We start from the raw sequence: 13,653 nt of genomic DNA on the forward strand, positions 1-13,653 counted from the left end.
CGCTCGCGGGCGCGGCCGGCTCCCGTCAGGCCAGGGCTGGATGCCCGGCGGGCAGCGCGTGGCGCTCGCGGGCGCGGCCGGCTCCCGTCAGGCCAGGGCTGGATGCCCGGCGGGCAGCGCGTGGCGCTGGCCGGCGGCGTGGAGCTTGAGGTTCTTCGCTTCCCAGTCCCCCAGCGCCTGGCGTACCGGACCCAGGGCACGGGTCTCGGGGCAGGCTGCGACCGATTTGCCGCATCCGCAACGCTGCGGGTCTGCCGGGGTCGCCCGGTGTAGCTGGTCGATCTGCCAGAGCACGGCCATCGCGGCATCCGTGCGGCGCTGGCCCAGCTCTGCCTTGCGCTCGGCACGCTTGAGCACCTCGGTCTCGAGCAGGCCGCGCAGCCCGGCGTCCGGGCCGCGGTCGAAGCGGCCGGCCACGATGCCGGTGAGCTCGGCGACCTGGGCGGCGAGCGCGGCGATCTCGGCGTCACGTTCGGCGATCGTGGCGGTCGTCGTGGTTTCGACATCGTGCAGAGTCTGCTGCTGCGCGGCGAACTGTCCCAGCCACAGCTGGATGTGGTCGGCGTCGCGCTGCTCGGCCTTCTCCGCGCCGAGGTGGCGCAGGCAGTGCGTGCACACCACCTGGTCGGTCGCCGAGCCGAAGTGGAACGGTTGCAGTGACTGGCAGCAGAAGCACTGTGCCAGCACATTGACATACAACGGATACGAGTGGGCCACAGGCTCTCCAGGGTCGAGGTGCTGCCCCGAGCCTAGCCGGGCGGCCGGCACGGCTCAGTGCAGGCCGGCCCGGTGCGCCAGCCCGCGCACGAACGCGGCCTGGCCGGCGTGCTCGAGGTCGTCGCCGATCACGCTGACCAGCCGCACGGCCACGGTCACCGGCGGCGTCCAGCGGGTGTCGACCACGCGGCTGAAGTCGTCTTCGCGCAGGGTGCCCAGGTAGGCGATGGTGCGCTCGTGCACCGCGTCGAAGTAGCCGCGCAGCAGGTCGGACCCGGCCCGCACGGCCGCGACCTCGCCCGCGCTCTGGCGGTACCCGGTGGCACCGACGGCGAAGGGCAGATTGAAGCGCTTCTGCCAGCCCTCGGTCGTCCAGAGCTGGGGCTCGCCCATGAGGTCGGCGACGTGGTCGTCCTGCACCCGGGTGAGATGCCAGACCAGCCAGGCGATGGTGTTCGCCTCGGGGTCGGCGCGGAACTCGAGCAGATCGGACCCGGCGCCCACGAGCACGGCATGCACCGCCTCCTGCACCCGGCCGAAGGCATCCGTCATCAGGTCGGTCGACAGCATTCGGTACCTCCAGGGGTTTGATGCCCACCCTAGTCCGACGAGGGCTGATCGGAGCTGCGCGGGTACAGCGCCGGTGCGTGGGCGGCGCGCCACGCGCGTACCGGCGCCGCTCCCGCGCGTCGTCCGACGCCGGAGCGCATCCGGCCGGCCGAGCCGTCACTGTCTCGTATACGAGACACGAACCGGGCGAAAGCCGCTGCGCCGACGGCCGTGCAGGAGTCAGATAGGAGCATGCACACCGTCGACACCGTCCTGCCCGCCGCCAGTACCGCTCCGGCCCCCGTCACCGTGGGCACCGGCCCGGTCTCGGTGGCGGATGTCGTGGCCGTCGCCCGCCGCGACGCCCCGGTGCTCCTCGGCGATGACGCCCGCGCCGCCGTGGCCGCCAGCCGGGCCACCATCGAGGTGCTCGCCACCGACGTGCAACCGCACTACGGCATCTCCACCGGGTTCGGCGCCCTGGCCACGACCTTCATCACCGCGGCCGACCGCACCCGGCTGCAGCAGAGCCTGGTGCGCTCGCACGCGGCCGGGTCCGGCGCCGAGGTGGAACGGGAGACCGTGCGCGCGCTGATGCTGCTGCGCCTGTCGACCCTGCTCACCGGCCGCACGGGCATCCGCCTGTCGACGGCCGAGGCGTACGCCGGTCTGCTCAACGCCGGCATCACCCCGATCGTGCGCGAGTACGGCTCGCTCGGCTGCTCGGGCGATCTGGCCCCGCTGGCGCACTGCGCGCTGGCGCTCATGGGCGAGGGCACCGTGCGCGATGCCGCCGGCACCGAGCTGCCCGCCGCCGACGCCCTCGCCGCCGCCGGCCTCGAGCCTGTGCTGCTGGCCGAGAAGGAGGGCCTGGCCCTCATCAACGGCACCGACGGCATGCTCGGCCAGCTCAGCCTGGCCCTGCACGACCTGCACACCCTGCTCGCCACCGCCGATGTGGCCGCGGCGATGAGCATCGAGGCACTGCTCGGCACGGATGCCACCTTCGCCGCCGACCTGGCCGGCCTCCGCCCGCAGCTTGGCCAGCAGGCCTCCGCCGCCAACCTCCGCCAGCTGCTCGCCGGCTCCCCCATCGTGGCCAGCCACAAGGGCCCGGAGTGCACCCGGGTGCAGGATGCCTACTCGCTGCGCTGCGCCCCGCAGGTGCACGGCGCCGCCCGCGACACGATCGACCACGCGAGCCGCATCGCCGAGCGCGAACTGGCCAGCGCCATCGACAATCCCGTCGTCACGATCGACGGCCGCGTCGAATCCAACGGCAACTTCCACGGCGCCCCGGTCGCCTACGTGCTCGACTTCCTCGCCATCGCCGTGGCCGACGTCGCGAGCATGTCCGAGCGGCGCACCGACCGGATGCTCGACCCGGCCCGCAGCAACGGCCTGCCCGCGTTCCTCGCCCACGACGTGGGGGTCGACTCGGGCCTGATGATCGCCCAATACACCGCCGCTGGCATCGTCTCCGAGCTCAAGCGCCTCGCCGTGCCGGCCTCGGTCGACTCGATCCCGTCCTCGGCCATGCAGGAGGACCACGTCTCGATGGGCTGGCACGCCGCCCGCAAGCTGCGCACCGGCATCGACGGGCTCGCCAGGGTGCTCGGCATCGAGGTCGTGACCGCGAGCCGCGCCCTCGACCTGCGCGCACCCCTCACGCCCGGCCCCGCCACCGGCGCCGTGGTCGCCGAGGTGCGCCGCGAGGTCGCCGGCCCCGGCCCCGACCGGTTCCTCTCCCCCGACATCGAATCCGTCGCCGCCTCCGTGAGGAGCGGTGCCGTGCTCGCCGCCGCGCAGACCACGACCGGCCCGCTCTACTAGTCCGCCCGCATCCCCACGCATCCGCACGCTCAGCTCTCGAGAAAGCAGAACCGCTCATGACCGACCTGACCGACACCACGGCCGCAGCCACGGATGCGACGCCCACCGACCCGCACGCACCCCGCGTCGTGCGCGCCGCCCGCGGCACCACCCTCACCGCCAAGTCCTGGCAGACCGAGGGCCCGCTGCGGATGCTGATGAACAACCTCGACCCCGAGGTGGCCGAGCACCCCGAGAAGCTCGTGGTCTACGGCGGCACCGGCAAGGCCGCCCGCAACTGGGCGGCCTACGACGCGATCGTGCGAACCCTCACCACGCTCGAGAAGGACGAGACCCTGCTCGTGCAGTCCGGGAAGCCCGTCGGCGTGTTCCGCACCCACGAGTGGGCGCCGCGCGTGCTGATCGCCAACTCCAACCTCGTCGGCGACTGGGCCACCTGGCCCGAGTTCCGCAAGCTCGAGGCTCTCGGCCTCACCATGTACGGGCAGATGACCGCCGGATCGTGGATCTACATCGGCACGCAGGGCATCCTGCAGGGCACCTATGAGACCTTCGCCGCCGTGGCCGCGAAGCGGTTCAACGGAACCCTGGCCGGCACCCTCACCCTCACCGGCGGCGCCGGCGGCATGGGCGGCGCCCAGCCCATGGCGGTCACCCTCAACGAGGGCGTGGTGCTCATCGTCGACGTGGACCCGTCCCGCCTGGCCCGCCGGGTCGAACACGGCTACCTCGACGAGATGACCGACGACATCGACGACGCGATCACCCGGGTGCTCGCCGCCAAGGCCGAACGCCGGCCGCTCTCGGTGGGCCTGGTCGGCAACGCTGCCACGGTGTTCGCCGAGCTCCGCGCCCGCGAGGTGCCCATCGACATCGTGACCGACCAGACCAGCGCGCACGATCCGCTGGCCTACCTGCCGGAGGGCGTCACGGTGGCCGAGTGGCACGCCTACGCAGCCGAGAAGCCTGAGGAGTTCACCGAGCGGGCCCGCGCCTCGATGGCCAAGCAGGTACAGGCCATGGTCGATTTCCAGGAGGCCGGCGCCGAGGTCTTCGACTACGGCAACTCCATCCGCGCCGAGGCGCTGCTCGGCGGCTGCGAGCGGGCGTTCGATTTCCCCGGCTTCGTGCCCGCCTACATCCGGCCGCTCTTCGCCGAGGGTAAGGGCCCGTTCCGCTGGGCCGCGCTCTCCGGCGACCCGGCCGACATCGCGGCCACCGACAAGGCCATCGTCGAGCTGTTCCCGCACGACGAACACCTGCGCCGCTGGATCACCGCGGCCGGCGAGAAGGTGCGCTTCGAGGGCCTGCCCGCCCGCATCTGCTGGCTCGGCTATCAGGAGCGGCACCTCGCCGGCCTCAAGTTCAACGAGATGGTCGCCTCGGGCGAACTCAGCGCCCCGATCGTGATCGGCCGCGACCACCTCGACTCCGGCTCCGTCGCGTCGCCGTACCGCGAGACCGAGGGCATGTTGGATGGCTCGGATGCGATCGCCGACTGGCCGCTGCTGAACGCGCTGCTCAATACCGCCTCGGGCGCCACCTGGGTCTCGATCCACCACGGCGGCGGGGTCGGCATCGGCCGCAGCATCCATGCCGGCCAGGTCATCGTGGCCGACGGCACCCCACTGGCCGCCGAGAAGATCTCCCGAGTGCTCGTGAACGACCCCGGCACCGGCGTGATGCGCCACGTCGACGCCGGCTACGAGCGCGCCGAAGAGGTCGCCCGTGAACGCGGCCTGCGGGTGCCGATGTGGGAGGGCGATGCACCGACCGGAGCGCCCGTCGGTGCCACGGATGTGCCCGATGCCTGACCTCGTCGCCCACGGCGTGCTGGCCGGGCTCGACGAAATCGCCGGCACCGGTCGCGACCTCCGGGCCGGCGGCTACTCACGGCACCTCTGGCAGAGCGCCGACCTCGAGCTGCGGGCCTGGTTCACCGAACGTGCCGAGCGGCTGGGCCTCGGCGTGGAGGTGGACCGCAACGGCAACACCTGGGCCTGGTGGGGCGCACCGGGTCCGGATGCCGTGGTGGTCGGCAGCCACCTCGACTCCGTGCCCGGCGGCGGCGCCTACGACGGGCCGCTCGGCGTGGTCTCCGCGCTCGAGGCCGTCGCCCGACTGCAGGCCGCCGGCTTCACGCCCAGCCGGCCCTGCGCGGTCCTGGTCTTCGCCGAGGAGGAGGGTTCCCGCTTCGGCGTGGCCTGCCTGGGCTCCCGGTTGCTCTCCGGCGCCATCGACCCCAACCGGGCCCGCGCCCTCACCGACCGGGCCGGCATCACCCTCGGCGAGGCCGCTGCGACGGCCGGACTCGACCCCGCGCACCTGGGCCGGGACCAGGAGGCCCTGGACCGCATCGGCATATTCCTTGAACTGCATGTGGAGCAGGGCCGGGGACTGATCGACCTGGGTGAGCCCCTCGCGGTGGCTTCGTCGATCCTCGCGCACGGCCGCTGGCGGCTGAGCTTCACCGGGCAGGGCAACCACGCCGGTGCCACCCCGATGGCCGACCGGCGTGACCCGATGGTCGCGGCCGCGCACGCCATAGTGGCCGTGCAGGAGGCGGCCCTGGCCAACCCCGGATCCCGCGCCACCGTCGGCCGCATCGAAGCCGTGCCCGGCGGCACCAACGTGATCCCCTCCGTCGTGCACGCCTGGCTGGATGCGCGCGCCGACACCGACGCCCAGGCCCGCGCCGTGGTGGCCGAGATCGCCGCCCGCGTCCAGGCGCCGCACCACGGATGTTCCACCTCCGTGGTGGAGGAGTCCTGGACGAGCACCGTCACCTTCGACCCCGAGTTGGCCGCCCGGCTCGCCCTCACGCTCGGCGGGCTGCCCGCGCTGGCCACGGGCGCCGGCCACGATGCCGGGGTGCTCGCCGCCCGCGTGCCCACCGCGATGCTGTTCGTGCGCAACCCCACCGGCATCTCGCACGCGCCCGACGAGTTCGCCACCCTCGAAGACTGCCTCGCCGGCGTCGAAGCCCTGGACACCCTGCTGCGGGAGCTGCTGTGACCGCGCCGCCGGTTGCGACCTACTGGTGCGAGTCGCTGCTGGTCGACGGCGTTGTCACCGCCGGCGTCCGCCTGAGCATCGGCGCCGACGGCCGGATCTCCAGCCGTGTCGACGATCTTCCCGCCGAGCCCGGCGACATCCGCCTCGGCACCGTGCTGCCCGGCCTCGCCAACGCACATTCGCACGCGTTCCACCGGGCGCTCCGCGGCCGCACCCACGACCAGGGCGGCGACTTCTGGCGCTGGCGGGAGTCCATGTACGCCGTCGCCCTGGCGCTCACCCCCGAACGCTACCTGCAGCTGGCCCGGGCGGTCTTCGCCGAGATGCTCGTCAGCGGCTACACCGCCGTGGGCGAGTTCCACTACCTGCACCACCAGGCCGACGGCACCCCCTATCCGCAGGCGCACGCCATGGAGCTCGCTCTGGCGACGGCCGCCCGCGAGGTGGGCATCCGCCTGGTGCTGCTGGACACCAGCTACCTGGCCGGCGGCCTCGAGACCCCGCTGCGCCCCGAGCAACAGGGCTTCAGCGACGGGTCTGCTGCCGGCTGGCTGGAACGGTGGGCGCGGCTGCGCGAGACTCTCGCAGCGGATGCCGCGGGCCGGCCGAACGAGCCGGCTCTGGTCACCCTCGGCGCCGCACTGCACTCGGTGCGGGCGGTGCCGCGTGACGCCATGCGGCAGATCCTGGCCGGGCTGCCGGCCGAGGTGCCACTGCACATCCACCTCTCCGAGCAGCCGCAGGAGAACTCCGACTGCCTGGCCGTCCACGGCGTTACCCCGACGGCGCTCCTCGACGGCCTCGGGGCGCTCACCCCGCGGCTGAGCGTCGTGCACGCCACCCACCTCAGCGACGACGACCTCCGGATGCTCGGCCGCACCGGTGTCTCCGTGGTGATGTGCCCGAGCACCGAGGCCGACCTCGGCGACGGTATCGGCCGCGCCAGGGAGCTGGCCGCCGCGGGCAGCCCGATCGCCCTGGGCTCCGACCAGAACGCCGTCATCGACCCGTTCCTGGAGATGCGCGGCCTGGAGATGGGCGAGCGCCTGGCCGCGGGCAGCCGGGGCCGGTTCACCCCCGCGGCGCTGCTGCGGGCCGCCGGCGCCGACGGGTACGCCGCGCTGGGCCTCGGCCCGGCACGCCTGGCCACGGGTGACCCGGCCGACCTCGTCGAGGTCGACGCCCACAGCATCCGCACCCTGGGCGCCCGGCCCGGCCAACTGGTGCTCGCCGCCACGGCGGCCGACGTACGGCGGGTGATCGTGGCCGGCCGGCTCGTGGCCGACAGCGGCCGGCTCGTGGGCACCCCCGCGGCCGCATCCGCGCCCGCCGGCTCCCCCGCCGCGCTACTCCGGGACGCGCTCGACACCCTCGACGCCCGCCCGTCCGCCGAAGCCCCGAGCCCCGCGTGACCTCCCCCGCCCGGCCCTACTGTTCCCCGTGCGGACACTTGTGGCCGGCGCACCGGGCACAATTGTCCGCAACGGACACAGTCGCATCGGGTCACGCTCTTCCCCACCCGACTCCCCCCGTTCACCTCCCCGACCGGAAGGCCTCACGATGACCGCCGAACTGCTCACCGGGATCGCCGAGCTCACCACGCAGGCCGCCGAGTTCAGCCACGACGACGACCGGCTCCGGGATGCCGCGCTCGTGATCGAGAACGGCCGCATCGCCTGGATCGGGCCGGCCGCCGAGGCGCCCGCCGCCGACAGCGTCGTGGATGTGCACGGTCGGGCGGTACTGCCGGGCTGGGTCGACACCCACAGCCACCTGGTTTTCGCGGGCGACCGGGCCGCCGAGTTCGAGGCCCGGATGGCCGGGCAGAGATATACCGCCGGCGGCATAGTCAGCACGATGATGGCGACCCGGGCCGCGAGCGAAGCCCACCTCATCGCCAATGCCCGACGCCTTCGCCGGGACGCCGAGGCCCAGGGCACCACATTCCTGGAGACCAAGACCGGCTACGGCCTCGACCTGGCCAGTGAACTCCGCAGCGCCAAAGCGGCCGCGGAGGTGGCCGACGTGGTCAGCTTCCTCGGTGCCCACGTGGTGCCGCCGGGGATCGACCGTCGGGACTACCTCGACCTGGTGACCGGCCCGATGCTGACTGCCGTGACCCCGCACGTGGACTTCATCGACGCCTTCTGCGAGACCGGAGCGTTCGACGTCGAGGAGTGCCGGGAGGTGCTGCTGGCCGGCCGGGCCGCCGGGCTGGGCCTGCGTCTGCACGGCAACCAGCTCGGCTCCAGTGGTGGTGTGCGCCTCGCCGTGGAGTTGGGCTGCGCCAGCGTGGACCATTGCAACCACCTGGACGACGCCGACATCGACGCCCTGGCCGGCTCGAACACCGTGGCCACCCTGCTGCCGGCCTGCGACCTGTCCACCAGGGAGCCGTTCCCGCCCGCCCGCCGGTTGCTCGACGCCGGCGCTCACATCGCCCTGGCCAGCAACTGCAACCCCGGCACCTCGTACACCACGTCGATGCCCTTCTGCGTGGCGACGGCGGTGCTGCAGATGGGCCTGACCGTGCGGGAGGCGGTCTGGGCGGCCACCCGCGGCGCGGCGCGGGCGGTCGGCCGCGAGCACGGGCCGGATGCCGTCGGCTCCCTCCGGATCGGCGGCCGGGCCGACCTGCAGGTGCTCGACGCCCCCTCGGTGGCGCATCTGGCCTACCGGCCGGGCATGCAGCTCTGCGTCGCCACCTGGACCGAGGGAGTGCGTGCCCGCCCCCTCGCGAACCGTGACCTAAGCACCTAAAAACGCGAAAGTCTGGTGCTCAGCTCACAGTTCGCGGGCTAGGACGTGGGCCAGCCGTGGCGGGCGAGGGCGTCCCGGGCCAGCTCGCGGGCCGAGTACGGCGTGCGCACACCGCGGATGTCGCGGTAGTCCTGGTGGCCGGGTCCGGCCCAGAGGATGGCGTCGCCGTCCCTGGCCAGGTCGACCGCGTAGTCGATAGCGGCCTCCGGCGGGGAGACCTCCACGATCTGCTTGGCGGGGAAGGCCTCCCTGGCGGCGTCCACGAGCATCCGGCGGATGCTGGCCGGGTCTTCGAAGCGGGGGTGGTGGTCGGTGATCACCACAATGTCGGAGCCGGCCGCGGCGACGCGGGCCATTTCGGGGCGCTTGACCGGGTCACGGTCGCCGTCGGCTCCGAAGAGCATGATGACCCGGCCGGGGGTCACGGCCTTGACCGCCCGCAGGGTCTTCTCGAATGCGTCAGAGCTGTGGCCGAAGTCCACGTAGACGCGCGGTCCGGTCGGCCCGGAGACGCTCTCGGTGCGGCCCGGGATGTACACCTCGATGCCGTCCTGCAGCGCGGCCTGAACGCGGTCGGCGGCGTAGCCGGCCTCGATGGTCATCGCAACGGCGAGCCCGGCGTCGGCGACGAGGTGGTCACCCAGCAGCGCGACAGTCGTCTCGACCGAGTCGCCGGCCCGGTTCTGCACGCGGAAGCGGGTGCCCTCCGGGAGCGCCTCGAGGATCTCCAGGCGCCAGTCGGGGTCGGTCGCGGCATCCGCGGAAATCGATGCCACCGGGATCTTCGGCTCGGCCAGCAGCTTCTGGCCCCAGGTGGTTTCCAGGCTCACGACGGCGGTGCGGGAGCGGTCCGGCCGGAACAGGAGTTCCTTGGCGTCGAAGTAGTTCTCCATGGTGCCGTAATCGTCGAGGTGGTCGATCGAGAGGTTGGTGAAGCCGGCGACGTCGAAGAGGATGCCGTCGACCCGGCCGTGGGTGAGGCCCTGGGCGCTCACTTCGAGCACCACGGCCTCCACGTGCTGTTCCTTCATGCGTGCCAGGAGCGCGTGCACGTCGGTGGCCTCGGGGGTGGTCAGGCGGGAGACGAAGACCTCACCGGCGATGTGGCGTTCGGCCGTGGTGGACAGCCCGGTGACCAGGCCCATCTGGCGCAGCACGGCCTCGAGCACGTAGGCGGTGGTGGTCTTGCCGTTGGTACCGGTGATGCCGAAGATTGTGGGGGCGCCGTCGGCCGTGCCGTAGATGAAGGCACTGAGCTCGCCCAGCCTGGCGCGCAGATTGTCACTCACGATGACGGGAACGCCGGCCGCGCGGGCCTCGGCCTCGCCGTCGGCATCCGTGAGCACCGCCACCGCACCGGCCTGCACGGCGCTGTCGGTATAGGCGGCTCCGTGGCCGTTCTTGCCGGGCAGCGCCACGAAGAGATCGCCCGGCTGCACGGACTGGGTGGAGAGTGCGATGCCGGTGACGATCGTGCCGGCCTCGGCGGGGGTGCTCGATGTGTCAGCCCGGCCGGCGATGTCCTCCAGGCGAATCTGCGGCGGGGTGCTCGGCCGCACAACGGGTGGGGTACTTTCGATTGCCAAAACAGACGCCTCCGGATTCACCCCCCGAATGAGGGCACAATATTACCGTAAGCGCCCCTCCTGCAAGGGATCTGCGATAGCCCTCCGTTCGGGCACACTCATATGAACTGCATAGAAACCGACCCGGAGCCGGTTGCAGCGCGGCGGCCCGGCCTGCCCGCGCAAGGCTCAGCTCAGGATGTCCTTGGTGACGAACCGCCCGTACGCCAGTGCCCCGAAGACCAGCAGATAGCCGCCCTGCAGCAGCGCGTTCGCGCCGAAGGAGCTGAGGTCGACGGGCTGGCGCAGCAGGTCGGCGAAGTCGAGCCAGTAGTGGCTGAAGAGCCACGGATGCAGCCAGTCCAGTTGCGGCAGCGAGTCGAGCACCTGCGCGACCACCGAGAGGACGATGGTGGCGGCCATTGCCCCGACGGGCACCACGGTGAGGGTGGAGAAGAACAGGCCGATGGCCGAGAGGCCGAGCAGCGACACGGTGACGTAGCCGGCGATGAGCAGGGCGCGCAGGAACGACTCGCCCAGGCTGATGGTGTCGCCGGAGAGCAGGGTGAGCGGGCCCACCGGGAACAGCGCCAGCCCGGCAAGAACCCCGGCGGTGACGACGGTGAGCGTGGCGGCCAGGCAGAAGACCGCAGCGCCGACGTACTTCACCACGAGCAACCGGACCCGGCCGGCCGGGGCCACGAGCAGGTAGCGCAGGGTCCCCAGCCCGGCCTCGCCGGCGATGGTGTCTCCCGCGACCACACCGACGGTCAGGGGCAGGAACAGGGGGATCGACACGATGAGGCCGGTCACCGCGACGAACAGGCCGTTCTGGGTGACCTGGTCGAGGAACGGCGGGCCGCGGCCGGGGGTGGGCTCCTGCGAGGAGAGCCGCACGGCGACGGCGATCAGCACCGGCACCGCGGCGAGCGCCAGCAACAGCGCCCAGGTGCGGCGGCGGCGGAAGAGCACGGTCAGTTCGGAGACCAGCAGCGCCCAGGCGCCGCCGGACCGGGGTGTCCTGGCCTGTGCAGTCTGGGGCGCGACGGTCGCGGCAGGCTTATCGGACAACGTCGAACCCCTCTCCGGTGAGCGCCACGAAGCGGTCCTCGAGGCTGGTCTCCTGCACCTCGAACCCGCGCACCCGCACCCCGCCGGCGACGAGCGCGGCGACGAGGTCCTCCTCCTCGAGCTGCCCACCTGCGGACCAGCTGCCCGGGTCTGCGGGGGCAACTCGTCCGCTGCGGGGCAACTCGATGGGGGCGCTCACCCAGTGGTCGGCGGATCGGTCCGGGGATGCGGAGGCGCCCGGGAAACTCTCGGTGCCGCGATCGTTCGGCGCGGGCTCCAGCCCTGCCGCCAGGCCGGCGCCTGCCAGCACGCGGATGGCGGCCGCGGCATCCGGGGTGCGCACCCGCACCCGGGACTCACCGGCGCGCAGCTCGTCGAGGGTGCCCTGGGCCACCAGGCGTCCGGCGCTCATGATCGCAGCGTGCGTGCACATGTGCTCGACCTCGGCGAGCAGGTGGCTGGAGACGAAAACCGTCGTGCCCTCGTCGGCCAGCGACCGCACCAGGGCGCGTACCTCGCGGGTGCCCTGCGGGTCGAGTCCGTTGGTGGGTTCGTCGAGCACCAGCAGCCGGCGCGGCATCAGCAGGGCGTTCGCGATGCCCAGCCGTTGCTTCATGCCCAACGAGTACGCCGCCACCTTCTTGCCTGCCGCGTTGGACAGGCCGACCCGTTCGAGCGCCCGGTCCACCCGGGCCCGGCGGCTTCCCGTGGGGGCCGCACGGTCGGCGGAATCGAGGCGCCGCAGATTGGCCGCGCCGGAGAGGAACGGGTAGAACGCCGGGCCCTCCACGAGGGCGCCCACCTGCGGCAGCACCCGGCCGAGCCTGGCCGGCATCGGCTCCCCGAGCACTCTCACCTCACCGCTGGTGGCGGCGGCGAGGCCGAGCATCACCCGGATGCTGGTGGTCTTGCCCGAGCCGTTCGGACCGAGGAAACCGAACACCGAGCCCGTCGGCACGGCGAGGTCAATGGCGTCGACGGCGGCCTGCTGGCCGAAGCGTTTGGTGAGGGCCCGGGTCTCGATCGCCAGGTCGGCGACCCGGGCGGCGGCGCTCACTCCTGGGTTGCGGCGGCCAGCAGCCGCTCAACGGGAACGGACCCGGCGAAGACCCGGCCGTCGTCGGTGATCAGCACCGACACGAGCGTGGTGCTCAGGGCCCGGCCGCCATCGACGGCGTCGGTGACCTGGGTGTACAGGGGTGAGGCGGTGAGTTCGGCCAGGGCCGCGGCATCCTCGCCGGCCGGCAGGGCCACGACGGCGTCCCAGCCGGTGCCGATCACGGTCACACCGCTCGGGTCGGCCTCGGAGTGGCCGACGCCATCCTTCGTGGGCAGCGTCTCTTCCGAGACGGTTGCGCCGGCCGGCGGGGTGAAGGCGAAGAGGTCGCCCGGTGGGGCCTCGAGGGTGAGCGCTGTGAAGGCCACGCTGATGGCCGGGTCGGTGGCGTCCTGCGCGGCGACCTGCACCCGGAGCGGCAGTCCGGTCTCGGAGTCCACCGCGATCGACACCGAGCCCACCAGGGTGTCGGAGCTGTCGGGGGTGAGCACGAGCTCGTAGGCGGTGCGGCCGGCGACCTGGGTGTTCTCGGCCAGGCTCACGTCGGTGCTCGGAGTCACCTCGTCGAGGAATGTCTGAGCCAGTTCGCTCGGCGTGTAGCTCGCGCCGTCCTTCTCTGCGCCGTCGGTCGGGGCGGCATCGGCGGGCAGGGTGGTGTGCACGGCGGTGTTGTCGGCGGAGTCGTAGAGCCATACGTCGGAGCCGTTCCGGATCAGGTTGCGCTCGGACATGGTGTCCTGCACCTGCACCCGGCTCTGGTCGGCGCCGTTCTGGTAGACCCGCACGGTGCGACTGCCGGTGAGCAGGTCGAGGGCGTCGGCGAACTCGGCGGTGGCGGCGTCCCCGGTGCTGGGGATCTCGGGCAGCCCAAGCTCCGAGGACTGCTCGATGGTGCCGGAGAAGGTGTCGACGGTGCTGCCTGCGGCCAGTTCGAGAACGTCCTGCGGGCTCTTGTCCGGCAGGTCGACGGCCGCGCCGGCCTGCAGGGGAACCGCGAGGACCCCGGCGACGATCACGGCGGGAACCGCCACGGCGGGCATCCACTTCAGCCAGGTTCGGGACATGACGTGCAACCTCCAGTGTGAC

The 13,653-nt window shown here is 72.6% G+C and carries 11 protein-coding genes; 5 read left to right on the top strand and 6 right to left on the bottom strand.

All coding sequences use genetic code 11. The features are described from left to right. Positions 1-87: 87 nt before the first annotated feature. Together E3T61_RS19195 and E3T61_RS19200 are read right to left on the bottom strand one after the other, a co-directional pair. On the bottom strand, positions 88-717 hold the full coding sequence (locus E3T61_RS19195; RefSeq protein WP_134642456.1) for a hypothetical protein: 630 nt from the start codon (positions 715-717) through the stop codon (positions 88-90). Between the two features lie 54 nt (positions 718-771). Then, complete coding sequence (locus tag E3T61_RS19200; RefSeq protein WP_134642457.1) at positions 772-1,287, bottom strand: mycothiol transferase; 516 nt, start codon at positions 1,285-1,287, stop codon at positions 772-774. Between the two features lie 231 nt (positions 1,288-1,518). Between E3T61_RS19200 and hutH the strand changes: the two genes are divergently transcribed. The 5 genes from hutH (at position 1,519) to hutI (ending at position 8,874) form a co-directional block, all read left to right on the top strand. Then, positions 1,519-3,099, top strand: a complete 1,581-nt coding sequence (gene hutH, locus E3T61_RS19205; RefSeq protein WP_134642458.1) for a histidine ammonia-lyase — start codon at positions 1,519-1,521, stop codon at positions 3,097-3,099. 56 nt (positions 3,100-3,155) lie between these two features. Next, positions 3,156-4,913 (top strand): urocanate hydratase, encoded by a 1,758-nt coding sequence (gene hutU / locus E3T61_RS19210; protein WP_134642459.1) that lies wholly within the window; start codon positions 3,156-3,158, stop codon positions 4,911-4,913. Continuing rightward, a complete protein-coding gene (locus tag E3T61_RS19215) occupies positions 4,906-6,114 on the top strand; it encodes an allantoate amidohydrolase (protein WP_134642460.1) in 1,209 nt (402 codons plus the stop codon). Before hutU ends, E3T61_RS19215 begins: the two co-directional genes overlap by 8 nt. Continuing rightward, entirely contained in the window at positions 6,111-7,526 is a 1,416-nt protein-coding gene (locus tag E3T61_RS19220; protein WP_134642461.1) for a formimidoylglutamate deiminase, read from the top strand. The genes E3T61_RS19215 and E3T61_RS19220 overlap by 4 nt, the downstream gene beginning before the upstream one ends. Positions 7,527-7,674: 148 nt before the next feature. Next, a complete protein-coding gene (hutI, locus tag E3T61_RS19225) occupies positions 7,675-8,874 on the top strand; it encodes an imidazolonepropionase (RefSeq protein WP_134642462.1) in 1,200 nt (399 codons plus the stop codon). Between the two features lie 38 nt (positions 8,875-8,912). On the opposite strand, the gene E3T61_RS19230 is transcribed toward hutI, so the two are convergent. From E3T61_RS19230 to E3T61_RS19245, 4 genes are all read right to left on the bottom strand, one after another. Then, positions 8,913-10,460: a Mur ligase family protein gene (locus E3T61_RS19230; protein ID WP_241992693.1), complete on the bottom strand. Its 1,548-nt coding sequence runs from the start codon at positions 10,458-10,460 to the stop codon at positions 8,913-8,915. 168 nt (positions 10,461-10,628) lie between these two features. Then, positions 10,629-11,432, bottom strand: coding sequence for an ABC transporter permease (locus E3T61_RS19235; protein ID WP_241992698.1), 804 nt, complete (start codon positions 11,430-11,432; stop codon positions 10,629-10,631). 67 nt (positions 11,433-11,499) lie between these two features. Further along, the gene (locus tag E3T61_RS19240) at positions 11,500-12,567 is read right to left on the bottom strand and encodes an ABC transporter ATP-binding protein (RefSeq protein WP_134642463.1); all 1,068 of its coding nucleotides are present in this window, start codon (positions 12,565-12,567) and stop codon (positions 11,500-11,502) included. Then, positions 12,564-13,631, bottom strand: a complete 1,068-nt coding sequence (locus E3T61_RS19245; protein ID WP_174777050.1) for a LolA family protein — start codon at positions 13,629-13,631, stop codon at positions 12,564-12,566. Before E3T61_RS19245 ends, E3T61_RS19240 begins: the two co-directional genes overlap by 4 nt. Positions 13,632-13,653: the final 22 nt, after the last annotated feature.

Origin of the sequence: Cryobacterium lactosi, from assembly GCF_004403945.1 — a bacterium.
Classification (GTDB): Bacteria; Actinomycetota; Actinomycetes; order Actinomycetales; family Microbacteriaceae; genus Cryobacterium; species Cryobacterium lactosi.